31 protein-coding genes are annotated in these 25,169 nt (G+C 33.8%); 15 read left to right on the top strand and 16 right to left on the bottom strand.

What is annotated here, in order from left to right; genetic code table 11:
* Nucleotides 1-46 precede the first annotated feature (46 nt).
* From BN3107_RS09930 to BN3107_RS09920, 3 genes are all read left to right on the top strand, one after another.
* Nucleotides 47-442 (top strand): rhodanese-like domain-containing protein, encoded by a 396-nt coding sequence (locus tag BN3107_RS09930; RefSeq protein WP_058307468.1) that lies wholly within the window; start codon nucleotides 47-49, stop codon nucleotides 440-442.
* Between the two features lie 118 nt (nucleotides 443-560).
* Nucleotides 561-2,213, top strand: a complete 1,653-nt coding sequence (locus BN3107_RS09925) for a DEAD/DEAH box helicase (RefSeq protein ID WP_058307467.1) — start codon at nucleotides 561-563, stop codon at nucleotides 2,211-2,213.
* Nucleotides 2,210-3,016, top strand: coding sequence for a YqhG family protein (locus tag BN3107_RS09920; protein WP_058307466.1), 807 nt, complete (start codon nucleotides 2,210-2,212; stop codon nucleotides 3,014-3,016). Before BN3107_RS09925 ends, BN3107_RS09920 begins: the two co-directional genes overlap by 4 nt.
* Nucleotides 3,017-3,318: 302 nt before the next feature.
* On the opposite strand, the gene BN3107_RS09915 is transcribed toward BN3107_RS09920, so the two are convergent.
* Complete coding sequence (locus BN3107_RS09915) at nucleotides 3,319-3,501, bottom strand: YqzE family protein (RefSeq protein WP_058307465.1); 183 nt, start codon at nucleotides 3,499-3,501, stop codon at nucleotides 3,319-3,321.
* A gap of 52 nt (nucleotides 3,502-3,553) precedes the next feature.
* Nucleotides 3,554-4,051 (bottom strand): shikimate kinase, encoded by a 498-nt coding sequence (locus BN3107_RS09910; protein ID WP_058307464.1) that lies wholly within the window; start codon nucleotides 4,049-4,051, stop codon nucleotides 3,554-3,556.
* Between the two features lie 103 nt (nucleotides 4,052-4,154).
* On the opposite strand from BN3107_RS09910, the gene comGA reads away from it, so the two are divergent.
* The 8 genes from comGA to BN3107_RS09870 all read left to right on the top strand — a co-directional run bounded on the left by comGA (nucleotide 4,155) and on the right by BN3107_RS09870 (nucleotide 8,372).
* Entirely contained in the window at nucleotides 4,155-5,141 is a 987-nt protein-coding gene (comGA, locus tag BN3107_RS09905) for a competence type IV pilus ATPase ComGA (protein WP_058307463.1), read from the top strand.
* Entirely contained in the window at nucleotides 5,113-6,165 is a 1,053-nt protein-coding gene (comGB, locus tag BN3107_RS09900; protein ID WP_058307462.1) for a competence type IV pilus assembly protein ComGB, read from the top strand. Before comGA ends, comGB begins: the two co-directional genes overlap by 29 nt.
* 14 nt (nucleotides 6,166-6,179) lie before the next feature.
* The gene (gene comGC / locus BN3107_RS09895; RefSeq protein WP_058307461.1) at nucleotides 6,180-6,503 is read left to right on the top strand and encodes a competence type IV pilus major pilin ComGC; all 324 of its coding nucleotides are present in this window, start codon (nucleotides 6,180-6,182) and stop codon (nucleotides 6,501-6,503) included.
* Entirely contained in the window at nucleotides 6,493-6,933 is a 441-nt protein-coding gene (gene comGD, locus BN3107_RS09890) for a competence type IV pilus minor pilin ComGD (RefSeq protein ID WP_058307460.1), read from the top strand. Before comGC ends, comGD begins: the two co-directional genes overlap by 11 nt.
* Complete coding sequence (locus tag BN3107_RS09885; protein WP_058307459.1) at nucleotides 6,917-7,261, top strand: hypothetical protein; 345 nt, start codon at nucleotides 6,917-6,919, stop codon at nucleotides 7,259-7,261. Before comGD ends, BN3107_RS09885 begins: the two co-directional genes overlap by 17 nt.
* 13 nt (nucleotides 7,262-7,274) lie before the next feature.
* On the top strand, nucleotides 7,275-7,661 hold the full coding sequence (locus tag BN3107_RS09880; RefSeq protein ID WP_058307458.1) for a ComGF family competence protein: 387 nt from the start codon (nucleotides 7,275-7,277) through the stop codon (nucleotides 7,659-7,661).
* A complete protein-coding gene (locus BN3107_RS09875) occupies nucleotides 7,630-7,989 on the top strand; it encodes a hypothetical protein (protein WP_058307457.1) in 360 nt (119 codons plus the stop codon). The genes BN3107_RS09880 and BN3107_RS09875 overlap by 32 nt, the downstream gene beginning before the upstream one ends.
* Nucleotides 7,990-8,129: 140 nt before the next feature.
* Entirely contained in the window at nucleotides 8,130-8,372 is a 243-nt protein-coding gene (locus tag BN3107_RS09870; protein ID WP_058307456.1) for a DUF2626 family protein, read from the top strand.
* A 42-nt stretch (nucleotides 8,373-8,414) separates the two neighbouring features.
* Here the strand turns inward: BN3107_RS09870 and BN3107_RS09865 are convergent, their stop codons facing one another.
* A complete protein-coding gene (locus tag BN3107_RS09865; RefSeq protein WP_058307455.1) occupies nucleotides 8,415-9,038 on the bottom strand; it encodes an MBL fold metallo-hydrolase in 624 nt (207 codons plus the stop codon).
* A 147-nt stretch (nucleotides 9,039-9,185) separates the two neighbouring features.
* Between BN3107_RS09865 and BN3107_RS09860 the strand changes: the two genes are divergently transcribed.
* Nucleotides 9,186-9,365 (top strand): DUF2759 family protein, encoded by a 180-nt coding sequence (locus tag BN3107_RS09860; protein WP_058307454.1) that lies wholly within the window; start codon nucleotides 9,186-9,188, stop codon nucleotides 9,363-9,365.
* Between the two features lie 728 nt (nucleotides 9,366-10,093).
* On the opposite strand, the gene BN3107_RS09855 is transcribed toward BN3107_RS09860, so the two are convergent.
* The 4 genes from BN3107_RS09855 to BN3107_RS09840 form a co-directional block, all read right to left on the bottom strand.
* Nucleotides 10,094-11,977, bottom strand: coding sequence for an LTA synthase family protein (locus BN3107_RS09855; protein WP_058307453.1), 1,884 nt, complete (start codon nucleotides 11,975-11,977; stop codon nucleotides 10,094-10,096).
* A 189-nt stretch (nucleotides 11,978-12,166) separates the two neighbouring features.
* Nucleotides 12,167-13,126 (bottom strand): ROK family glucokinase, encoded by a 960-nt coding sequence (locus BN3107_RS09850; RefSeq protein ID WP_058307452.1) that lies wholly within the window; start codon nucleotides 13,124-13,126, stop codon nucleotides 12,167-12,169.
* An 8-nt stretch (nucleotides 13,127-13,134) separates the two neighbouring features.
* A complete protein-coding gene (locus BN3107_RS09845) occupies nucleotides 13,135-13,332 on the bottom strand; it encodes a YqgQ family protein (protein WP_058307451.1) in 198 nt (65 codons plus the stop codon).
* Nucleotides 13,333-13,389: 57 nt separating this feature from the next.
* Nucleotides 13,390-14,844, bottom strand: a complete 1,455-nt coding sequence (locus BN3107_RS09840) for a spore germination protein (RefSeq protein ID WP_058307450.1) — start codon at nucleotides 14,842-14,844, stop codon at nucleotides 13,390-13,392.
* A gap of 104 nt (nucleotides 14,845-14,948) precedes the next feature.
* Between BN3107_RS09840 and BN3107_RS09835 the strand changes: the two genes are divergently transcribed.
* Nucleotides 14,949-15,818: a hypothetical protein gene (locus BN3107_RS09835; RefSeq protein ID WP_058307449.1), complete on the top strand. Its 870-nt coding sequence runs from the start codon at nucleotides 14,949-14,951 to the stop codon at nucleotides 15,816-15,818.
* Nucleotides 15,819-16,345: 527 nt separating this feature from the next.
* On the opposite strand, the gene BN3107_RS09830 is transcribed toward BN3107_RS09835, so the two are convergent.
* From BN3107_RS09830 to rpmG, 4 genes are all read right to left on the bottom strand, one after another.
* The gene (locus BN3107_RS09830) at nucleotides 16,346-17,893 is read right to left on the bottom strand and encodes a rhomboid family intramembrane serine protease (protein WP_058307448.1); all 1,548 of its coding nucleotides are present in this window, start codon (nucleotides 17,891-17,893) and stop codon (nucleotides 16,346-16,348) included.
* 74 nt (nucleotides 17,894-17,967) lie between these two features.
* On the bottom strand, nucleotides 17,968-18,144 hold the full coding sequence (locus BN3107_RS19815; protein ID WP_156416114.1) for a hypothetical protein: 177 nt from the start codon (nucleotides 18,142-18,144) through the stop codon (nucleotides 17,968-17,970).
* A 55-nt stretch (nucleotides 18,145-18,199) separates the two neighbouring features.
* Complete coding sequence (locus BN3107_RS09825) at nucleotides 18,200-18,763, bottom strand: 5-formyltetrahydrofolate cyclo-ligase (RefSeq protein ID WP_058307447.1); 564 nt, start codon at nucleotides 18,761-18,763, stop codon at nucleotides 18,200-18,202.
* A gap of 307 nt (nucleotides 18,764-19,070) precedes the next feature.
* Nucleotides 19,071-19,220: a 50S ribosomal protein L33 gene (gene rpmG / locus BN3107_RS09820; protein WP_058307446.1), complete on the bottom strand. Its 150-nt coding sequence runs from the start codon at nucleotides 19,218-19,220 to the stop codon at nucleotides 19,071-19,073.
* 162 nt (nucleotides 19,221-19,382) lie between these two features.
* On the opposite strand from rpmG, the gene BN3107_RS09815 reads away from it, so the two are divergent.
* Nucleotides 19,383-19,727 carry a hypothetical protein gene (locus BN3107_RS09815; RefSeq protein ID WP_058307445.1) on the top strand — a complete coding sequence of 115 codons (345 nt, stop codon included), beginning with the start codon at nucleotides 19,383-19,385 and terminating at the stop codon, nucleotides 19,725-19,727.
* A 24-nt stretch (nucleotides 19,728-19,751) separates the two neighbouring features.
* On the top strand, nucleotides 19,752-20,234 hold the full coding sequence (locus BN3107_RS19600) for an endolytic transglycosylase MltG (RefSeq protein ID WP_058307444.1): 483 nt from the start codon (nucleotides 19,752-19,754) through the stop codon (nucleotides 20,232-20,234).
* Nucleotides 20,235-20,260: 26 nt separating this feature from the next.
* On the opposite strand, the gene phoU is transcribed toward BN3107_RS19600, so the two are convergent.
* The 5 genes from phoU to BN3107_RS09785 form a co-directional block, all read right to left on the bottom strand.
* Nucleotides 20,261-20,920: a phosphate signaling complex protein PhoU gene (gene phoU, locus BN3107_RS09805; RefSeq protein ID WP_058307443.1), complete on the bottom strand. Its 660-nt coding sequence runs from the start codon at nucleotides 20,918-20,920 to the stop codon at nucleotides 20,261-20,263.
* Nucleotides 20,921-21,012: 92 nt separating this feature from the next.
* On the bottom strand, nucleotides 21,013-21,858 hold the full coding sequence (gene pstB / locus BN3107_RS09800) for a phosphate ABC transporter ATP-binding protein PstB (RefSeq protein WP_058307442.1): 846 nt from the start codon (nucleotides 21,856-21,858) through the stop codon (nucleotides 21,013-21,015).
* 54 nt (nucleotides 21,859-21,912) lie between these two features.
* Nucleotides 21,913-22,797 (bottom strand): phosphate ABC transporter permease PstA, encoded by an 885-nt coding sequence (gene pstA / locus BN3107_RS09795; RefSeq protein WP_058307441.1) that lies wholly within the window; start codon nucleotides 22,795-22,797, stop codon nucleotides 21,913-21,915.
* Nucleotides 22,798-23,748, bottom strand: coding sequence for a phosphate ABC transporter permease subunit PstC (pstC, locus tag BN3107_RS09790; protein WP_058307440.1), 951 nt, complete (start codon nucleotides 23,746-23,748; stop codon nucleotides 22,798-22,800).
* A 95-nt stretch (nucleotides 23,749-23,843) separates the two neighbouring features.
* The gene (locus BN3107_RS09785) at nucleotides 23,844-24,875 is read right to left on the bottom strand and encodes a PstS family phosphate ABC transporter substrate-binding protein (RefSeq protein ID WP_058307439.1); all 1,032 of its coding nucleotides are present in this window, start codon (nucleotides 24,873-24,875) and stop codon (nucleotides 23,844-23,846) included.
* Nucleotides 24,876-25,169: the final 294 nt, after the last annotated feature.

The raw sequence follows: 25,169 nt of genomic DNA, 5'->3' as shown, positions 1-25,169 counted from the left end.
TAATCCTTTTTAGAGGAATTAATAGAAAAATAATGGGGGAAAAGCAATGACAGAAATATACATTTTAATTGGTATTTTAGTTGCCTTTATTTTATTTACTGCCTATCGTTACTTCAAGCAGAAAAAAGTGTTAAATGCCTTAACCGAAAAAGAGTTTCGTGAAGGCTATCGTAAAGCGCAATTAATCGATGTGAGAGAACCAAAGGAATTTGATGGTGGTCACATCTTGGGTGCAAGAAACATTCCATTATCCCAATTAAAGCAGCGATTAACGGAATTAAGAAAAGATCAGCCAGTTTATCTTTATTGCCAAAGCGGATCACGTTCTATGAGAGCTGCTTTATTACTGAATAAACAAGGGTATAAAGATTTGAACCATTTACAAGGCGGCTATAAGAAGTGGACAGGCAAGATTAAAAAATCAAAAAAGCTAGATTACTAAACCGAGTGGAAATCACTCGGTTTTTCTTATACACTCCATAACTTTTATAAATATACGTATAAGATTATATGGTAAGGCAACAATATGAAAAAAATGGACAATGATAGGGTGAATTGTGATGCATGTTCCGATCATAAAAGACGAAGCATTTGTAAAAAATTATAGTGAAGCAACACAAAACCCTGCTCATTTTGCAGAGTGGCAATTATTTAAGCAGTCATATCAAATTGCAGAAACAATGAAAATAACTAGCTTTAATCAATTAGTAGCACCAAAATTTTTACCACATGTGGAATTCTTACCTCACCAGATAGAATGTGCAGAAAACGTCATTCAAAAAATGAATGGAAGAGCTTTACTTGCAGATGAAGTAGGTCTGGGGAAAACGATAGAAGCAGGACTAATTTTGAAGGAATATCTCCTAAGAGGATTGGTCCAAAAAGTTCTCATTTTAGTTCCAGCTTCACTCGTAAATCAATGGGTTTTAGAATTAAATCAAAAATTTTTGATACCCGCTTTCTCCTCAGGAAAACGTGTTAACTGGAAGGATGCAAATATTTTGATAACGACACTAGATACTGCCAAATTAACCAAACACCGTGATTCGATATTGGAACAAAACTATGATTTGGTTATAGTAGATGAAGCACATAAATTAAAAAATCATAAAACCAAAAACTTTCAATTTGTGCAACAATTATCAAAAAAATATTGTTTACTTCTAACAGCGACCCCTGTTCAGAATAAATTAACAGACATTTTCAACTTAATTAGCTTATTGAAACCAGGTTATCTTGGCACTTATGAAGACTTTTCAAACCATTATCGGGAACAAAAACGTAAAATAGATGAAGATCCGTATTTAAAGCAATTAATAAGTAAAGTAATGGTCAGAAATAGAAGGTCAGATACAGGTGTTCACTGGACATCGAGGAAAATAAAAACCATTTGGGTGCCATTTTCTGAGGAAGAAATGAGTGCCTATCGAAAAATTGAGTCCTTCTTTAAACAAATGACAGCAATCTCAACGATAACGTACTTGAGAGAATTTTGCAGTTCTCGTGAAGCTTGCTATTTATCCTTGAAAAAGTGGCTTCAAGAACATGAAGCGACTGAGAATCCAGATGCAATTGAGATATTACAGACGATTGAACAACTTCCCAATCATGCTAAAGCGTTAAAACTTGTAGAAATTGTTAAACAATCCAATGAAAAGATGATTGTATTCACCGAATATCGTGCAACGCAAATTTATTTACAATGGCTACTTCATCAAGAAAAAATACCAACCGTTATTTATCGTGGTGGATTTAAGAAAGGAAAAAAAGATTGGATGAGACAACTTTTTCAAAATCAAGCTCAAATAATGATTGCTACAGAGGCAGCAGGAGAAGGTATAAACCTACAATTCTGTCATCACCTCGTCAATTATGACCTGCCATGGAATCCAATGAGACTGGAACAAAGAATTGGGCGTATCCATCGATTCGGTCAGGAAAACGATGTTGTCATATATAATTTTGCTACAAAAAATACAATGGAAGAACACGTTATGAATTTATTATATACCAAAATTAATTTATTTGAGAATGTGATTGGCCAATTAGATCAAATACTGACTGACTTGAATGTTCAGGATTTAGAAAAAGAAGTCGAACAGATATTTAGGGAATCTAATTCACTCGGAGAAACAAAAATAAAACTAGATAACCTTACATCAGTTATTCAATCTTATCAACACGATTCTCCATCTAAGGAGCAGATATTATGATCACAAATTTGCACGATTTCCTTCATCAATACTTTACGCTTCACAAATGTAAAGTACTAACCGAAAATGAAACAGAAATAACGATTCAACTGACAAGAGATTTAGATCAGGTATTAATGAACCGTCCTTTTTATTGGCATTACATGGATAAACTAGGTCGACAAGGAGAACCTTTGTCTTTACAGTTAGATACTAACACTGTACGAAAAGATAACACGAAAGAATGGATTCATTATGGCAGTCCAAGACTACAACAAATATTCCAGCATATAAAACAACAAGCTCGTTATACTTTGTTATACGAAGAAAAAGACAGTGTTAATAAATCTGCATTACTTCCATGGCTAGTAACAAATTTGAAGGTCCAATATGCTGGCAGTCAAAAAAAAGAAGAAATTTATTCAATTGGCTTACAGTTAATAAACGGCTCTATCATTACGAACATGATGCAGGAAATAGATTCATTAGCTTTACAACGTATAATGAGCGATTATAGTTATACGATTTCGCCAATAATTAGACCTGTAAGTGGATTTAATCGAATTTTTCAATTTGTGGAAAATCAATTGCTTGATCAAAATTGGCAATGGGCAATTGAATCTGAAAATTTGTTGCAAGAGGAATTGAAGTTAGTGGAATATTTTTTTGATAAGCAAGAAGACAATCAAGACATCCTAGAAAAAGAAAAAGAAAGATTACATGAAAGATTACAGCCGAAAATTATAATAGAGGTCATTAACGCCGGATTATTTTATTTATCAGAAGAAACTACCCAATCCATCATTAATAACGCACGAACGTGATCAACAATATTGATGAACAAACGAAGGATTTTGCGACACTATTATAGTGATAATTATGAGATGTTATATGTGCTTAGCAATCGCTCCGGCTTGTCCGCCTCCCTTTCCGCGGGTAAGGGAAAACCCCATGGAAAGGGAAGTGGTCAAGCCGGAGCGATTTTCACACAGTTATCAGATCTCAAAGATTATTCCGCAGCAAAGGGTTATGTCGCATAATCCTGCTTTTATTCATGAAGAAATCCAAACAATATCGATTATCATTTGATATTGTTTGGATTCTGTTGAGGTTCTTTTGCATGCTTTTAGTGTTTTCTTTTTTGTATTAACAATCGAAATGCGAATGGTAATACACCGAACCATTTGTTAGAAACCACTATTTCTTCTTGTTGACGCTCTGCTTTCGATTTTTTTCGCTCATCTTTCGGTGTATCCATATACTTGACAATTCTTTGTGTCATATATTTGACATAATCATTGTTGGCCAATAGACTCACACCTTTATCATTTTACTGCTATTTTTACCAACAATCCTCTTATTTATGCATTTATCTTAGAAATAATATCATCAGTGATCGTCTCTACGCTTTTTCCATCTGTTTTGATAATGAAATTCGCAACCTCATGATACTTTGGTAGACGTTGTTCTAATAACTGTTGTTTATCTCTACTTTGATTGTTCCATATTGGTCTTGATTGATCATCAATTAATCGTCGACTTATTTCTTCCCAAGATGTTTCTAAAAAGAAGACATTCTCCTTATTTCGAAGCCATTTACGATTTTCTTCCTTTTCAATAATCCCGCCACCAGTAGCAACAATTGCGTCTTCCGGTTCAGTTTGTTTTAATATGGAGCTTTCATATTCTCGAAAAACTTCTTCTCCTTTTTCAGTAAAAATGGTTGGTATCTCCATGTTATAATGCACTTCTATCATTTGGTCTGTATCTTGTAATTTACAATTTAATTTTTCTTGTAATCGTATCGCGATACTTGTCTTTCCACTTCCCATAAAACCAATTAAATATATACTTTTCATTTTTTTAACGTCCTCCATCTTTTTTTATTTTTTTGAAGGAATAAACAGATTGATGTCGAATATATGTATTGTACCATGATAAAAATAGGAGGTGAACATTTAATTGAGCAAAGCCTCAGCTATCTCCAATCATATCCTGCAGGCTGCTATACAAGATTATGCGTCAGATATCCACTTCATTCCTCTCGAACATAACGTACAAGTTTATTTCCGTTGTAACGGAAAACGGACACTTCATACTTCTCTTTCGAAACAACAGTATACCATGATCGTTTCTTATTACAAATTTGCCGGTAAAATGGATATCGGCGAGAATCGAATGCCACAACAAGGGTCTATCCATTATCAATACAATAACCAAAACTATTCACTTCGTCTTTCAACATTACCTGCAAACCATTTAGAAAGTTTGGCGATTCGAATATTACCTCAACAACAGATACATTCCATTGAACAATTATTCTTATTCCCAAACCAATTACATGCAATCAAAAAATGGTTAAATTTAAAAACTGGTTTAGTATTACTAACAGGTGCTACCGGTTCAGGTAAAACAACTACCTTATATGCTGTAATAAAAGCCTTTATGGAAGATAACCAATTACAAACAATCACTTTAGAAGACCCGATCGAGAAACCACTAGATAATGTTTTACAGGTACAAGTGAATGAAAAAGCTGGAATGACATATGACGTTGGTTTAAAAGCTGCTTTAAGACATGACCCTGACATTATTATGGTTGGAGAAATTCGTGATCAAGCGACCGCAAGATTTGCATTTCGTGCATCTAACACGGGACACCTTGTTTTATCCACCTTACACGCAAATAATGCAGAAGGTACCATTCACCGACTCCTTGAAATGGGTATTAAAAAAATAGACATTGAACACAATTTAGTCGCTGTAGCCTCCATTCAACTGCTTTCACTAAACATGATCAAGTATAAAGATCAACGAGCTGCAATCTTAGAATTATTAGACAGAAAAGCTATCGAACAAGTTTTAACAGCAAAAGAACTCACATATCGTTCATCTTTTCAAAATTTAAGGAGAAAAGCATATGCTTACGGTTATATTATCGCTCCATAACGTATCCCAAAAGAAATTATCACTAGTTGATCAATATCGTATACTGTACCGTTTTGAACAATTATTAAAAAATGGTTATAGCCTTAACGATGTAATAGATATTTTAAAATGGGAAAAGCAGCTAAGACCATTGCTTCAAGAAATGGAAGATTTATTATATCGCGGTGAATCTTTTGTCGATACTTTAGAAAAAACACATTTTAATCAGGAAGTTATCCATTTTCTAAAAATAGCTGTACATCATGGTAATCTGACCTATGGTTTACAACAGTGTTGTCAGATTCTTCAACAGCGCATTCAATTCACCACAAAATTGAAGAAACTATCTCGATACCCGCTTTTTCTTTTCCTTTTTTTCTTCATTATTCTGTACTTTATGAAAACAACGATCTTCCCTTCCTTTACACAATTACTCGGTGCCAATCAGGACGTAAGCAGTGTCTTCCATACAGCAGAAATCGTCATTAATACCGTCTTTTATGGAACGATTATTTGTGTAATTGCTGGTTTGTTGTTATTTGTATTTACGGTACTATTTAAAAATGCTTTATCGATAGAATCCAAAATTAAGCTAATTCTGAATATCCCTATTTATAATCGCTATAGCAAAATGCGAACCACTTATTTGTTGGCAACCCATCTAGCTAGTCTTTTTCAGAGTGGTTTAACAATGCGGGACAGTCTTCAGGTAATAAAATCGGAACAACATCAAACCATCATCAATCATTATGGCATGCTCATTAGTGACCATCTAGCCCAAGGTTACAGTTATGCAACTATTTTTCCCCAATGTCAATTACTAGAAGACCAATTAACGAAGATAATGACTAAAGATCGTAATCAAACCCAATTGCAAAAAGAATTAACACTCTACGCCGACCATTTAATCCAACAAATTGAAATGTATTTGAAGAAGTGGATAACCCTCTTACAACCAATTCTGTTATCTATTTTAGCATTATTTGTTGTATTCGTTTATTTATCTTTAATGTTACCAATGTTCGACTATATCCAAACCATGTAAAAGGAGAATGTAAAATGAAAAACCAAAAAGGGTTCACTTTAATTGAAATGTTAATTGTCTTAGCTGTAATCAGTATTTTACTGATTCTGATTGTGCCAAACTTAGCTGATAAAAGTACTCAAATAAGCAGTAAAGGCTGTGATGCTCTATTACAAATGGTTGAAAATCAAGTGATTGCATATGAAATTGATCATGGTGAAAAGCCAAGTAATCTAGACGATCTAGAGGGAGAATATGTCGATACATTAGAATGTAATAATGGAGCAAGTATCATAGCAATAGATACCACAGACTCTTTCAACCTAACAATTACCGATAACGTAAATAATGAAGACTAATCAATCAGGATTCACTCTTATCGAACTGTTAATTGCATTAGCATTAATCTCTTTACTTCTCTCGATAACTTATAGTGTGTCCTTAAAAACATATGACACAATCCAATATCAAAAATTCATTAAAGAATTTGATCAAGATTTACTTTATCTACAGCAACTTGCTATGACCAAAAAGGAAAATTATTACCTTCAATTTGAAAGAGAAAAAAACCGTTATCTTATACGCAAAGGTGGTTTAGGCTCCAAAATATTGGTACGAAACTATCCGAGCAACTGGATTATAGAACCAGATACATTGACGATGCCGATAAAATTTTCACCAAAAGGCAATTTTAGTGACCCAGGTACCATGAAGGTAAAAACAAAAACAAGTCTGTATTTTATTACATGTCCTTTTGGAAAAGGAAGATGTTATGACGAAAAATCGTAACCAAAAAGGGTTTTATATCCTCGAAACACTAATTTCAACGATGTTATTTTTCACTGTATGCTTGACATTACTACCGATCCAATATCATTTACTCTTAGAAAAGAAAATTATCCATGAAGAAACAGCAGCGATCTACTTTCTCTCCGAAGAATTGCATAAAGCAATTCTCAATCAACCGGAAGAAGATAAATTCATTTATCATGATGTAATTAGTACACCTATCACCATCGAATTTACTTCAACACCGACATTATTAAAAGGATGTGTGACATGGATCAATGCTAAGCAAACGAAACAAACGAAATGTTTACATGGTAAGCCGGTCTGAAAAAGGTTATATCATGCTCGAAGCGCTAGTTTCCATACTTTTATTAATGATATTACTTTCTTGGCTATCACAATCCGATTTACTCTGGAAACAAAGTGACGATGAAGAATTACCGATGTTTACTCAATTTCATCACATTATCGAATTAGAAGCACAACTGTCTAAACAAGTTGATGTAGAAAATAATCAGCTTTATTTTTTGCAAAACAATGGAGATATAGTTGTTATCTCTCTGCATAAACATAAGATCCGGCGACAAGTAAATCAAAGAGGTCACGAGGAATTAGTACGTAATATTCAAGAATTTAGAGTAGCAGAAAATGAAGATGATATTAAGATATACATTTTGACAGATAGTGGTGAACAAATTGAAAAAACACTTCTTAAAAAGATGGAATAATGAAAGAGGCTATATTTTTCCGCTAACTAGTTTTATCCTACTGATTTTATTATTATTCACCTTCCATCAGATACAACAACTTCAACATCAGCAAAAAGTAAATGAATTGAATCACGAACAATTTCGCTTAGAAATGCTGTATCAAAAAGCTTATGCTTCCCTACATCTTGAAGTACTGGAAGAAACCTCTCCCCCCTTTCAATACACCTTTCCCGATGGAAATGTAACAATTCATTTATTTAATGTTGAAAATAGAGAAATTTACCAAATGGAATTAACGACACATAAAGGCAGTTCGCGAATTATCAACATTGAGTTAAATGATTAGAGGTATAGAAAATAAACTATGTAGACATATTATGAACAAATAAGTAAAAATTAAAATCAATGTATTAGAATAATTTACATTTTTGACATACTCGTTTATAATATGTTTGATACATAGTGATTTTAGAAGGAGGGGGAACAATGGATCGTGTTTTCCGTATGCTTGCCTTTTGGACAGGTATATTTACAGTGATGTTTTTTGTTGGTGACATGGTAACCATGGCATATCTATTCTTAGCACAAACGATCTTTTTTCTAGGTGTTGGATTCTTAAAATTATCTGAAAGAATGTATATGTATTTATTCGGAGCTTATTGTACTGTTTTCTTTATTGGATTTACTTTCTATACCAACTTCATTCTTGTTCCTGGATTTGGACATTAAGGACTAAAACGCTCTGATCTTAAATCGATCAGAGCGTTTTATCTATCCTTGAACAAATGGATTATTAAGCTTTTCTGCTTTTATAGTAGTATTAGGACCATGCCCTGGATATACAACAAAATCATTTGGTAATGTGTAAAATTGGTCTTGAATGCTTTTCTCTAACTGTTGATACTCACCACCAGGTAAATCTGTCCTTCCTATTCCACCAGCAAATAAACTATCCCCACCAACAACAAAACGATCTTCTCTAAAAACAAATGCGACACCTCCTGGTGAATGTCCTGGTGTATGTCTTACTTCTAACTCTATTGAGCCAAATCGATACTGAGATTTATCAAAATGATATTCTGCTGGTTTAGCTGTTACTTCACCAAGTCCAAATAAGCTCGAACCATTTAATTTGGAGTCACGTAACCAATCATGTTCCATTTCATGTAGATAAGTAGGAATTTTAAAATGTTCTCTAATATCTTCTAATGCGCCAATATGATCAAAATGAGCATGTGTTAATAAAACAACTTTTGGTACTACTCCTAACTCGGTTACTTTATTTTTAATGGATTCACTATCACTGGCAGGATCAATTATAATAGCCTCCTTTTGATCAATAACTATATAACAATTTGTTGATAATGAACCTAACGTTATTTTTTCCACTTTCATAAAGGTAAACACTCCGTTTCTGTCATGTTTTAATAGACAAATCGTTACTTTTGTTTTAAAATAAGAATGGATTAGCTATCTATACATATTATAACGATAATGGTTTATAATGAAAATGATATGTTCGCATGTAAGGGGGAAACAATAATGGAATTAGGCTTTATTATTCTGATAGTAACGATTCTGTGTGTTATGGCCATTGTACGTGAATTCAAGGCTCAAAACATGTTTGGAGTAGCTTTTGCAGGTTTATCTGCACTTGTATTTGGCTTCTTTTCTATCGCAACTTTATATTGGGAACTTATTCGTCCACTATTCGAAAGCTAAAAAAGACGCCAATACGGCGTCTTTTTTAATTATCAAAAAATATGAAAACGAAGTGAAAACATGAATTTTTCTCTTAATCAAATATGAGTGATACATTATGTAATGTTGCGCAATATAAGGATACTGTGCAACAAATGATGTGGTAATTTTGACATGATGTTTGTACTTGGAAACCGCTGCGGCTTGCCCGTTTCGCTTTCCGGGGGGGGGCATGCTCTTCAGCTAACTTTGAAAAGAAAGTCACTTTTCAAAGTGGATCTTCAGATCATGCTAATCCCCCAGGAGTCGAAACGGACGCCTACGCTAGATGAAATTATACAATGGAAGTAAGAGTTATAATAATGACTTTTATCTCATCACTTTAACGAAAAACATTAACAATTCTAAAAAGCTCAAATTGATAACTGTTACAATTGTTGTAGAATCATTTATAACGCAAGGCCGCCCACTTTCACTCCTGTGGGAATGTTTTACCTGAAGATCCACTTTTTCGAGCGCTTTTTGCTTGAAAAAGTTAGCTGAAGGTAAAACCCCACGGAAAGGAAAGTGGGCAGCCGGAGCGGATGTTTATCGGACAATACATTTCAAAATTATCACTTTAGCTATATACACATCGGTTATTGCGCAGTTTCTTCCTAATACGCACGAAAATCCAAACGATCGAAAGTTATTTCGATTCGTTTGGATTTTTTAATTTAAACATTCTTTTGTCAATATCTCAGTTAATTCTACTCGTCACCAAAATCATAAAATCTGAATAGATCTCCAAAAATTAATTCGTCTGAATAACCTAATTCTTTTTCAACTTTATCTAAATATGGTTTACAAACAGACGCTTCACCTTCACCAGTAGTTTCAATAGTTGTATCGATTAACTCCCCTGACTCACGTTCGTAACACTGGTCTTTCGAATAAACGTAATCATCTGTTATAAAACTACCATCTCTCAACGCAATAAAGTCCTTACGGTCATCAGAAAATAAATCTGTACCAAATGAAAGATCGTTACTTTGGTCAATTCCTAACAAGTTTAAAATAGTAGGCTTCACATCAATTTGACCAGCTATTTTAGAGAAATTTTCTCCCTCTTGTCCTGGAATATGAACGTAAAATGGAACTCGTTGCAATTGTGTATGCAGATAATCTGTATATTCTTCATCTAAATATTGACTCATAGCTTTTTTATGAAAATCACTAATACCATAGTGATCGCCCATTAATATAATAATAGAGTCTTCATACAAGCCAGTTTCTTTAAGATTTGTGAAGAATTCTTCTACTGCCTCATCCGTATATCGAACGGTTTGAAAATACTGATTCAACGTATTTGAATTAGAATCATATTTATCAATTGTTGCATCTTCCTCATCTAAATCAAATGGATAATGATTTGTTAGAGTAATAAACTTAGAATAAAAAGGCTTCTCCATTTGTTGCATATATTTGAGTGATTGTTTAAAGAAATCTTTGTCTTTTAATCCCCAGCCCACGGAATTCTCATCCGTTACTTCATACGCATTAACATCGTAAAAGTGATCATAACCAATGTTATCATACATCACATCTCTGTTCCAAAAACTCTTGTTATTAGCATGAAATACTGAAGAATAGTAACCATTGTTACCAAGCATTTCAGGCAATGAATGATAATCATTCTGTGCATGCGTAAAATAAACGGCACCTCTTGGTGATGGATATAATGAATTCTCAATTAAAAATTCGGAATCCGAGGTTTTACCTTGTGCTGTTTGATGATAGAAATTTTCAAAATAGTAACTGTCATCAATCAGATCATTTAGAAATGGTGTTACTTCTTCTCCGTTCATGGTGTTATTAATCACAAAGGATTGAACCGACTCTAATGAAACAAAGATCACATTTTTATCTTTAGCTACACCAAACATCTCTTCACTTGCAGGTTGCGACGTTTCTTCTTTCATATAGTCCGTGATTTCGTTTAATTCATTTCCATCCGCGAACACTCGTTGTGCTTTAGACTTGGAATGTAGCACCGCATCATATAAATGGTAATTAAATACACCAATATTTTTAACTAAATATTCACGATCAAACGTTCTTTGCAATAATTGTGGTCGTTCAATTTCGGCAAGTCCGTAATTTACAACTACTAATAAAACAGATATACCAAGTGCAAATTGTTTATATCTTCTCTTAAATGAAGCTGTTAACACATCACCATATTTTTTGGCTGCAATCCAAATAATCACAACATCTAAAAATAATGCAATATCCCATAATTTAATTAACCCGAGAACGCTGCTGCCCAAGTCTGCAGCATTACTTCCTTGGAACAATAACGGTATTGTTATAAAATCTGAAAAGTTTCGGTAAAATACAATATTAAAATATAAAATAAGTGAACCTATTAAAATTCCGTATTTTATATATTTAAGTTGTCTTCTTTTGTTAAAGAATATACTTAGCATAAAAATAAAAAAAGCAGTTACAAATGGATTTATCAGTAATATCAATTCCTGCATACCATTTTCTAATGAAATATTAAAAACAAAACGGTAAACGATATATGTTTTTAATCCAAATAATAGTGCTGCGAATATATACAAAGGTATGTGCAGCTTTTTATTAAACATTGATTATCCTCCTCAAAATGATAGAACCCTAATATCTATCTCTCTCTCTATTAATTATAGACGATGAACATCACACAAAAGTTTCAAAAATCTTAAAAAAAGTTACAATTCTTTTACATTATTCATTAAAGTTTAAATTTAGACTAAAGGTGTGGATCTAAAAGACACTCAGAACCGTAACAAAAAAAGTTAACTGTTTTGTAAGACTAGAAAGGCTCCCCCAAACACACCTGCATCATTACCTAACTCTGCTAAGACAAATTCACAAGCTTCGTTAGTACGAGGTAAAGTATATTTTTCGAATGCTTCTTTTAATGGTTCTAATAAAAGATTACCAGCTTTAGAAACGCCTCCCCCGATTACAATTTTAGAGGGGTTTGTAGTAATTGCTATATTAGCAAGCGTAAAGCCTAGCACGTCAAATACATGATTCAACAATTGTTTTGTGTCTTCGTCACCTTCAGCGGCTAATTCAAAAATATCTTTTGTTGTAATAGCTTTTTTCGCTTCTTTTCTCTCTTGTAATTTTGGCGCTTTACCTTCTGCCAACAGTTTCTCTGCTTGTCGAACAATTCCCGATGCAGAAGTAACGGTTTCTAAACAACCAGCTCTTCCGCAATTGCATGGTGCACCATTTCTTTCTACTGTAATATGACCTATTTCAGCCCCTGTACCATTAGCACCACTTACTATGTGACCATTTGCAATTATACCGCCTCCAACACCAGTACCAAGTGTAACGGCTAACATATTATCTACTTGATCGCCTGAACCTTTCCAGTTCTCACCTAACGCTGCAATATTTGCATCATTGTCAACATGAACATTCAAACCAGATAGCTCCTCTAAAATATCTTGCAAAGCAAAATCCTTCCAACCAATGTTTACTGCTATTGCTACTTTACCCGTTTCTGGATCAATAAAACCTGGTGCACCTACTCCTAATCCTAAAACGCGATTTTTATCTATTTTTAAATCCGAAAGTTTCTCTTCTATAGAAATCCAAATATCCTTTGGTACATGTACACCTTCTTTTTCGAGTCGTGTAGGAATTTCCCATTTAGCAATCATTTCTCCTTGGTTAGAAATGATTGCATTTTTCACTGTGGTTCCACCAATATCTACTCCAATTAATAAGTCTTTCCTCATTTTTTGTTTCACCCTTTATCTAATTTTTCTTTTTCCCTTTTTATTAGTAATTTACTCTTTATAAATTCTTCTTTTGTGATCATCTTCACTTGATAAAGTTCATTAATTTCCTCTTCCATAAGGTCTAAATCAGCTGAACGATCACCTATATAGATGATCGTTCCAAATTTCAATAATAGTTTTTGTAAATCGTAAATACTTTCCATTTAATATCACCTAAGATATTATAACAAATGCGATTATAAAATGAAATAAAAATCTTTTTATCGATCTGGATCTTGAGGATTTAAAAACGATGGTCGACTTCTATCGTGCGGGATTGGTTGTCGGATTAACACGTTTATAAATGCTTTGGCATCAAAAGGAATAAATGGCCAAAAATATCCCAGATAAAATGTTTTCAATTGTGCTAAATATAAAATATAAAAGGTGATACCTATAACAAAACCTTTTATGCCAAATAAAGCAGTAACAATAAGAAGGATTATACGAGTGACACGATTTGCTAGACTCAGTTCATAACTAGGTGTAGCAAAAGTTCCCATAACAGCTACGGCAATGTATAATACTACTTCATTCGTAAACAAGCCAACTTCTACTGCTATCTGTCCTATTATAATTGCCGAAACAAGTCCAAGAGCTGTTGCTAAGGCTGAAGGAGTATGGATCGCAGCCATTCGTAATACATCAATCCCTACTTCCGCTATCAAAAATTGGACAATCAATGGAATTAATCCTATTTCGGCTGGACCAATAAATGCTAATTCTTCTGGTAACACTCCCATTTCTGTTGACAATAAATAATAAAATGGAAGTAAAAATAATGAAGCAAAGACCGCCATAAAACGTACCATTCGCAAATATACTCCGATAAAAGGTTTTTGGCGATATTCCTCAGCATGTTGTAAATGATGCCAAAAGGTTGCTGGTGTTATCATAACACTTGGTGAACCGTCGATCATTACCAAAATATGTCCCTCATACAAATGTTCTGAGGCAGTGTCAGGTCTTTCCGTATACCGAATTGTCGGGTATGGGTTCCAAGTTTTTCCGCTTAAAAATTCTTCAATCGTTTTCTCTGCCATCGGTAAACCATCTGTATCAATTTTATCTAAGTGATCTTTTAATAATTCAACTTTCCTTTGATCAGCAATATCTTCTAAATAACAAATACATATATCTGTTTTTGACCTTCTACCTATAGAAGTATATTCCATTCGTAACGATCTATCTCTTACTTTTCTTCGGGTTAGCGCCGTATTAAAAATAATGGTTTCCACAAACCCGTCCCTTGAACCACGGACTACCCTTTCTAAATCTGGTTCTTCAGGTCCTCTAACAGGATATGTTCGGGCATCAATCATGATAATTTCATCTAGGCCTTCTACAACTAATGCTGTAGGTCCACCTAGGATTAAATTTGAGGCTTTATTCAAATCTTTTTCAACATCTATTTCGACATAAGGTATATACCTTTTAATTAACTTATCGAGGGTGTTTTTTTCTAAGTCGCCTTCTTCTAACTCTGCTAAAAACCGCATTAAATAATGGAGTATTTCATCTTTTACTAATCCATCTATTAGAAATAGTGCCATTTTTTTGCCTGCATATTGAACATCAAGATGGATAAGATCAAAACTCTTATCTACTGATAAATAATCGTGTATATATTGCACATTTTTATCATAGTTATGATACAAACGCTTCTCTTGTTCCATTCTTATACCCTCTTTCTCTAGACTTTTTTTTAGTCTTTACCATAAAGATGGATTAATGCAGAAAGAATTTGGACAAGTTGAAATGCAACGAATGAGGGATATCGATGATAAAAAGGCGAAAATTGCACATTATAACGTGCCTCTTAATGATGATGCTATTACTACTATTATTACTCTCACAACAGAAAACTGAAGAAATAATTAAATATTTTCCTCTAGATACTTCGATACCTTTTACAGAAGCACAAACAAAATTGAATTTATTAAAGGAAACTGGAAATGATCAGTACCTAATTAAGTGGGAATCGAAAAGTACTATAGAAGATGTCATTTATTTAAGACAAGACATTTCTATTTTGTTTATGGATGGTCGATTAAAAGGAATGAAAGGTTTATGGAAAGAGCAAGAAAAAAATATTAATCTTGAAGTTATATTGGAGGAGAGTGACAGTAGCCATTTTCAAGCAATAACTTATCATCATGGTGAAGCACATTATCCTAATGATGAAATAAAGAGTATTCATCAGATGACTTCGGATCACTTATATGTGATTGATTCACCATATACAGCATTAGAATCCTTTAGAGTGCCAGCTTCACATTTGCAAGAAGAATGGAAAGAGACCATAGATAGAACTACGAATCAGCAACTTCAATTTACATGGAACGAATGGTTGAAAGTATCGAATATTAACTCAAAAGAGTACGATCTATATCCATTAATTGACCTTATCCAATTTGAAAAACAACCAATTGAGGGTTTAAGCCAAGAAGAAACCGATAGAATTATCGGACAGCTATGGGAAGGATTATATCGGAACTACATCTTACCAATCGCAAATCAGCCAGATACAAAGAATCAAATGATGCCAATCGTCCTAATTGATAAAAAACTTGATCACTTAATCGTATTATTTACTAACGAAAATAACGAAGTAGAAACACTTTACCAGAAACTGTCTGTCGAGAACTAATCATTTATTTCATTCTTTTTAATGATCTTAAATAGATCATTAAAACTAAACTGCGAAGTAACTGTCGTTGAATTATTGGCAAAAGTATTTTGTTGAATGCTAATCCAGCGTTACGGAAAAACACTCCCTTTCCGGGGGCACGGCTGAAGCTAACTTGATAAAGAAAGGCACTTTACCAAGTGGATCTTCAGCTCGTGCTGTTCCCCCAGGAGTGTCGCATTTTTCCTCCGCTTTGTTAGATATCTGTTCAAAAACGATGAAATATGCTGTGAAATCAATATTCCTGCAGTTACTTTATTTGTAGAACTTTACTAAAGCGTAGTCTATTTACGAAGACTCCAGCGGGAACAACGCGAGCTGAAGATCCCGCAGGAAAAGCGTTCTTTGCTTTTTGAGGAAGCAGACCGACGTGCCCGCGGAAAGCGAAGCAAATAGACGGAGCTTTTGCTAGCACTCATCAAGCAGTCAAAATTGTCACAAGTTCGCAGTTTGTGTCTACTGTACCGTTAATTGCATGGTTTTCTAAATTAAGGTGCTGTTTTTTGGATTTCGTTATAGAGAGTATTGTATTCTTCCTTCTCACTATTCAATTCGATTAACTGTTCGACTGCTGATAATGCTTTTGGGTAATTTTCAGTTTGCTGATAGATCAATGCTAGATTATACCAGGCTTCCTCAAAATCAGGTTTTTGACTTACCGCTTTTTCCAAATCTTCTTGCGCTAAATCAAACGATTCTTGATGAATATTTGCAAAAGATCGATAAAATAGTAATTCAGCAGAAAAATCATCCGCATAAGGTAAAGATTCGCTAACGATCACTTTGATTTCATTATATTCTTGATGAGATAATAACTCTTGAATTCGCTGAAGTTGTAATGTCTCATTAAATTGTACTTCATCGTTCGAGATACCATAAGCAAATACGCCAAGAACGTAAAATAGATAAACTACTGAAGCAATAAGTTGTTGCATATATGCTTTGTTCTTCGGAAGCATTACGATACCAGAAGCAATAAAACCAGCAATTAATCCACCTATATGGGCACCGTTATCTATCTGCTGCACTGAAAATCCAAAGACTATATTTAGGATCACTATAAAAATGACGTTAAGCCCCATGGTTTTGAAAAAAACTCTTGGATATTTTATTCCAAAAAACAATAAAGCGCCAAACAAACCAAACAATGCACCAGAAGCGCCAGCTGCAATACTAGGATTTAATGCAAAGCTTGCCATTCCCCCTGCTATTCCTGCTAAAAAATATATTACTAAAAACCGTACGTTTCCATAAATTCTTTCTACCAAAGTTCCGATAAAATATAGTGCGAGCATATTTAATGCAAGATGCAAAAATCCTATGTGTAAAAACATAGAAGTTATGACCCTCCACCACTCACCTTCTAACATCGCAATATTATATTTTGCACCATATTCGATCAATACTTCTGGATTTGTAGAACCACCTGCATATTCAAGTAAAAAGAAAATAATAACATTGAGCGCAATTAACAGATATGACAGACGCGGCTTTCCTCTGTTGAATATAGCTTGAATTTCCTTATGTGCTTCTTTATGTAATTGATTGATTCTTTGTTTTAATAGTTCTGTTTGATATTCTAATTCCAATATATTGTCTGGTACTTCGAAATCTAGAGATCCAGCTATATTACTTCGCTCGAAAAAATGATCAATCTCTTCGGTATTTTCGCCATATACATAAACATAAGATTTATCAATTTTATTAGTATGCCCTGACGAATCTGCTAATGATTCCCAGCTATCAACTGGTTCATAGTCTGTTATAAAAATATGATGAAAAGCGATGTGATTTTGAAATAATGGAAGTTTTATTTTTTGAATTGCTTGTTTTTCTATGTTCTCTACAGAGTTAGAAAGATCTCTCTTCCAATCATATTGCTTCAAAGAGACTCTTACAATATCTGTTTTTCTTTTATTACTTTTCCATAATAAATATTCTTCTTGTTTTGTTGAAAGAGATAACAATTCAAATTGCTCTTTTTCCATCAAATGGACTACTAATTTATTTTGAACAAATTGATTTTTAATATACATGAAAACACCACCCTTATTACTGTTCTAATGATACCACGAATCTTTTGCATTAGAATAATAATAAGGTCTTGACATTATTTAAACATCGAGCCAATCATTTTATTACGGATATAAGGCACTTTCATGGATAAACGAACCCCAACTTTTCGCGCAAAGGGTATGTTAATTAACAGATTAATAAGCGCATTACGAAATACTACAACAGTTGCCACGATAGCTGTAAGGATGAAAAATACTTTAGTTAACTTCATGTTTAGATATTCCTCCTAATGTTAGTTACCTAAAGTATCTCTCCCTTCTATTATTTTATGTATGACGACAATAAATTGTCCCAAAATTTGTGACGATGATCTGGACGGGAATGTCATGGGGGTCCATTTTTATTGAAGATTGCATTTGAAAGTCAGCTGCAAGCGAAAGTGTTTGTCCTTGGTAATCTGCTAAATAACGATCGTAATAGCCTCCTCCATAACCGACTCTATATCCTTCTTTACTAAAAACTACTCCCGGAACGATAATTAAGTCATGTTGTTGTTTATTTACCAGCTTACTAGGATCTTCAATAGGTTCACTTATATTTTTCCAAGTGTTCTCTAACTTATCGCCTTTAGCATAATGATAAAACTTCATGGTATGATTGTAGGGATTACTTTTAGGAATGGTTACCATTTTGTCTTGAGCCCATGCTTTTTCAATAAGAAAAGTCGTATCCCATTCTGTATCTTTTGAATGAGTCAGCCCAATAATCTTGGCATTCTTCCAAATGTTCAACCTAAATAGTCTTCTATATATAGCATATTGTATATGTGTTCTTTTTGCTGAATCTCTCCAAATCGATAACACTTGATTCCGCATATGTTGTTTCGTCATTATATTCATCACCTTAACTTCATCAAATTAAACTTATTATTAAAATAAAACTACAGTTAGTGAACAAAAGAAGGACTATGCGACGTAACTAATGTGGTAATTATGAGATGTTATATGTGCTTTGCAATCGCTCCGGCTTACCACACACGTACATAATGTCAAAATTACCAATACAATTATGTCGTACTTTCCTTCTTTTGTTCATCACTGGAGATGCACATGAAAAATCTACATATGTGCATTTGCATTAGTAGTTTCTAATAAAAAACTCTTACCAGTAGATGTGTGGTAAGAGTTTTTTGTTTCATTATTTTGTTTCACGGTGTAACGTGTGTTTTTTTAAACGTGGGCTATATTTTTTAAGCTCCATACGTTCAGGGTGTTTACGTTTATTTTTAGTCGTAATATAATTACGGTCGCCTGTTTCTGTACAAGCCAAAGTAATGTTAACGCGCATGGTTTTCCCTCCAAACTAAATCATACATCTTCTTTTGTTATCGAATCATTACCTAAAATATAATAGCAAAAACTAAAGCAAATTTCAAGTATATGTTTTATTGTATTGTTAAATATGGTATAACTATATATGTAGAAATTGGTTTTGATTAGGAGGAAAGTCATGTTATACGCCATATGCACTATACTTATTATCGCAATTATTCTATGGATAGCTTCATTTTTTATGCAAGATAAATTCAAACAATTAGAAGATCAGTTTGAACAGTTCTCTATTTCTTCGTTACAAGAGACCTATCAATTAAAGAAAAAAATTAGTGTTCTAGAGGAAGAATTATTGATAGACGATGTATCTGTTGAACAATCCATCCATCCAAGTTCTCCCCAACAGACTACTATACTGAGAAGAGTAAAAGAGTTATACAACCAAGGTCATGACACAGATTACATAGCAGAACAAGTTAATATGAATGAGTATGATGTTATTTCAATCATAAAACAATTTTAATCTAGCAAAAAATGAGGGATTACGTTGAAGCAATTCATTAGAGCCTTTTCACTTGGTTTATTTATAGCAACTACTATTATTGGTCTTGTTTATTTCATAGATCAACGTAGTGTCACAACATCATCACCTACACTTGAAGATTCTATTCAGCAAGTCGAGGATGAAGGTTATTATGTATTTGAAGAAGATATGAACATAAAGATAAACGAGTTAGAACAAGTGATAGAAGGAATAAATAATAGGTCAGATAATCAGGTGCAAGAAAATGAATCCGTTGAAGAACAAGAACCAGAGGATGTATATATAGAAATTGAACCTGGAATGATGATGGTGGATATAGTTGATTTACTTATCGAAAATGAAATAATTACAGATGATGAGGCATTTCTTACCTATTTAGAAGAGAATGAATTAAGTCGTTACATTCAAATTGGAGAATTTACTGTAAATGAAGATATGACGGTAGAAGAAATTGCCAATACTTTAACAAGACAAAATCAGGAGTAGTTCTTAGACTACTCCTTTTGTGTTACTTAATTGTTAAGATCCATCGATTCACCTTTGACAAGGTATGTGACGTCTTCCCCAATATTTGTAGCATGATCTCCTATTCTTTCCACATATCGGCCACTAAAAGCCATTTGCATAATATGTTGGATTTTTTGTGGGTTTGTAGCCGTTTCTTCTAATAACTCTCTAAGCATGGTTGAATACATATTGTCAATAATATCGTCCAATTCAGATAGTTTTCTAGCTAATGTTATATCTTCATTTTCATAAGCTTTAATTGCGAGGTCAATCATTTCAACTGCTATATGTTTCATTTCTTCGATAGAAGGATGTACAAGAATTCCATGCTCAGCACCAAGATGAATGGTGGACTTAGCAATATTTTTTGCATTATCGGCCATTCGTTCAAGGTCAGTTGAAATTCTTAAAGCAACCACCAATCTTCTTAAATCTGTGGCAACAGGCTGTTGACGAGCAATAAGAAAAATTGCTTCTTCATTTATTTTAAAATCTAATTTATCTAACTCTGCGTCCTTTTTGATGATTTCCTCTGCTTCTTTTACATCTGCATTGTAGAGAGTTCTAACAGCTAATGTTAATTGCTCTTTTGTTTTCATTGCCAGTTTGATGATTAATTGTTCTACTTGTTGTAATTCTCGATGAAATATTTCTCTTCCTACCATCCTACACTTCCTCCCTCATATCCCCTGTTTATATATTTTTATAAATAATACTGCTAGAAAATTCACAAAAATGAACTTTCTAGCATCTGATTTTAACCAAATCTTCCAGTTATATAATCTTCCGTGCGTTTGTCTTTCGGATTTGAGAACAATTGGTTTGTTTCTGAGAATTCCACTACTTCTCCGTTAAGCATAAAAACAGTCCTATCTGAAATACGTGCAGCTTGTTGCATGTTATGTGTCACAATAATAATTGTGTAATTCTTTTTTAACTCTTTTATTAATTCTTCAATTTTTAGAGTAGATATTGGATCTAAGGCAGATGTTGGTTCATCCATTAAAAGCACATCAGGTTCTATTGCTAAACATCTCGCAATACAGATCCGCTGCTGTTGCCCACCAGACAAGCCATAAGCATTCTGATTGAGACGATCTTTCACTTCATCCCAAATAGCTGCCCCTCGTAAACTTTTTTCTACAATTTCATCTAAGATAGCTTTCTTTTTAATTCCATGTACCTTGGGGCCATAGACTACATTTTCATAAATAGACTTTGGGAATGGATTTGGTTTTTGAAAAACCATCCCGACTTGAGTTCTTAAATCTTCCACCTTAATCGACTTATCGAGTATGTTTTTACCCTTATAAGAAATCGAACCGGTTGTACTTACACCTGGCACCAATTCTACCATCCTATTTAGTGTCTTAATATAAGTTGATTTACCACAACCGGATGGACCTATGATAGCTGTTACTTCATTTTCGCGTATCTCCAAATTTATATCCTTAAGTGCATGTGTTTTTGTATACCATAAATCTAAATTTTGAGTATTATAAATCACTTTACTTTTGTTATCAATTTGTTCACTGCTTTCAGTCTTTTGAGTCTTATCATCATTTACATTGATGTTAATTCTATTTTCTGTTACTGTACTCATTATTCCACTCCTCAACAAAATTCCTTTTCTTGATAACCCATAGTCCTATTATGCCTAATATCGATGTTGATATTTATTTCGAATAAATATTGCTACTGAATTAAGCAAAAATAAAATTAATAGCAATATAATAATCGTTGCTGCTGCTAAGTTAGCGTACTCAGCCACTAAGGAAGAATCAATTGTCCAATAGTATATTTGCATTGGTAATGCCGTAAATGTATCGAATAATCCTTCTGGAAAAGGTATTAACAATGCAGGGATGCCTAGCACTGTTAAAGGAGCCGTCTCCCCTATAGCGCGAGATAGTGATAATATCGCACCAGTTAGGATACTAGGTATCGCAGCTGGGAGAATGATACGTCGAATTGTTTGCCATTTAGTTGCTCCCATTCCATAAGATGCTTCAGATAGATGACCTGGTACTGCTCTTAATGCTTCTTGTGATGATACAATAAGGATTGGTAACACTAATAATGCAAGAGTCAATCCACCTGCAAGTACCACATTTCCTAAATCAGCTAATCGTACAAATACAGTTAGACCTAATAATCCGTAAACGATAGAAGGTACACCTGCAAGATTAGATATATTCGTTTCTATTATCGATTGAAATTTCCCTTTTTTTGAATAAAGCTCTAAAAAAATCGCAGTTCCGACTCCTATGATAAGTGTAACTGGAATAACAACGACCATAACCCATAAAGTACCTAAAATTGCACCCATTATACCTGCGTTTTCAGCTGTGGTGGATAGCCTTCCAACTATAAAGTCAATGTCGACCCAACTCATTCCTTGAACTAAAACTCGAATGATTAGAACAGCTAGAACCACCAACCCAAATAAGGTGGAAAGAAAGAAAATAGATTTCCATATACTATTTTTACGAACTCTAGCATCAATCTTGTTATTTAGATGTAGCGCGTCTAATTTTTCCATTTAATATTCCTCCCTAAATTTACGAGAGACATATTTCGCAAGTAAATTCATAATTAAAGTAAAGACAAATAATGTTAAGGCAACTGCATATAAACTATAGTGTAAAGTAGATCCAGCAGGTGCTTCACCACCAGAAACCTCTACTATAAAAGCAGTCATTGTCTGCATAGATTCTCTAATATCAAACGTAAAGTTTTTAGAACTTCCGCTTGCGATAGTTACGATCATTGTTTCACCAATTGCACGCGATATACCCAGTACAAATGAAGCCATAATACCTGAAAATGCTGCTGGTATAACTACTTTTATCGTGGTTTCTAACTTAGTCGTACCCATTGCTAATGAACCTTCCCGCATTCCATTTGGAACAGAATTCATCGCATCCTCAGATAATGAAGCGATCATCGGAATAATCATTACACCCATTACAATACCTGGGCTTAAAATATTCGTAGCCTCAACACTCGGCCATAAATAGCGAATTAGAGGTGTTACAAAAGTAAATGCAAAGAAACCATAAACAATAGTCGGAATTCCTGCTAAAATTTCGAGTAATGGCTTTAATACTCTTCTTACTTTATCTGTTGCATACTCACTCAAATATATTGCTGACATTAATCCAATTGGACCAGCAACTAGAATTGCAATTAATGAAGAAATAATAGTTCCATTTAATAATGGTAATATACCGAATTCAGGATTTTGACTTAGTGGATTTAACTCTGTTCCTGTGAAAAAATCAAGTATTGGAACTTCCATGAAGAAGTAGATAGCCTGACTAACGAGTGTATAAAGAATACCTATTGTCGTGAGTACAGTTATTGAAGCTAATAAAAATAGAATGCCAGGAATACTTTTCTCAATATAATTATTGAGGCTTTTCTTCTCTTTGTTTTTAGCAATAAGTTCACTAACATTCGTTCCTGAATTGAGATTGCTGTCTGTTGCCATCTTTTAGTACACCCCTTTATCAAAACTCATAATAAGATGAGAGCATGATATACCCTCATCTTATTTGAGTTAATAATATACATTAACTGTTTGTCTTATTTTAATGCTTGAACTTCCTCTAACATTGCTTCTCTTTCTTCTTCTGGAATCGGAGCGAATCCTGTTTCACCAGCAAATTCATTGATACTTTCAGCTACATATACTGCGTAATCATATACTTCAGGCTTTTCTTTAGCATGCTCAGTATTCAAATAGGTGAATACTGGGCGAGTATATCCTGCATATGGACCTTCTTCACCGATAGTATCTAAAGAAGGGACAACTGCTCCATCACCAAAGTCAATACCTACAGCATTTATCTTATCTTTATTACTGTCATAATATCCAAAACCAAAGAACCCAATTGCATTTTTATCTTCTGATACTAAAGTTACAAGTGTTGAATATTCTTGCTGAAGGTCAATAGTATCTACTAGATCTTGTTCTTCTACGATTGATTCATAGAAAAATTCATAAGTACCATGATTTTCGTTTGGACCATATGTTTGAATTTCTTCATCTGGCCACTCTGAATTAATTTCAGACCATTTAGTTACATTTCCTAAGAAAATATCGTTTACTTGTTCTGCAGTAAGTTCTGTAGCCCAGTCATTTTCAGGATGTGTAACAATAGTAAGTCCGTCTAATGCTACTTTCATTTCCAATACATCTAATCCTAATTCATCCGCTTTAGCCTGTTCCTCATCTTTAATAGGACGGGAAGCATCATTAAAATCTGTTCCATCTTCAACTAAGAATTTTTCAAAACCTGCACTTGAACCAGCGCGGCTTACTTCAACAGATACGTTTGGTTGTTCGTTAATCATGTATTCCTCAGCAAGTTTTGCCATTAATGGATAAACAGTACCTGATCCATCAATAACTACATTTCCTTCTAATTCTTCTGATGCTTCTGTATTTTCTTCTTCACCAGAGGTTTCATCGGATTCACTTTCATTTGTTTCTTCTGTTTCATTGGCATTCGCTTCTTCATTGTTACCTTCTTCTGAGTCACTACCACATGCAGCTAATAGCCCAATTGATAGGATAGTAACAAGAGCTAACAATAATAGTTTTAGCTTGTTCATTTTTATTTTCCCCCTAAAGAGTTTGTTTATTTGAAGCCCTGTTTAACGCTTCTATACACATCATAACGGATGATTATTAATCTACTATTAACGCATTGTAAAGAACGTGTAAATTCGACATAAATAAAAGAAAAGCGCAGAGCGACCTCTTAGAAACGTAGCGATTTTAGAATCAACTGAGATAAAGGAATTACTTAGAAAAGCGAACCGATGATGACTCTCGCCAATAAGCATAAGGGCGACTACGCCTCAAGCCTCACCAACCGGCAAGTCTTCTTTATTTGTAGGGCGATT

Source organism: Gracilibacillus massiliensis, from assembly GCF_001458115.1.
GTDB lineage: Bacteria > Bacillota > Bacilli > Bacillales > Amphibacillaceae > Gracilibacillus > Gracilibacillus massiliensis.
This window is presented reverse-complemented; position numbering and strand designations above follow the sequence as displayed.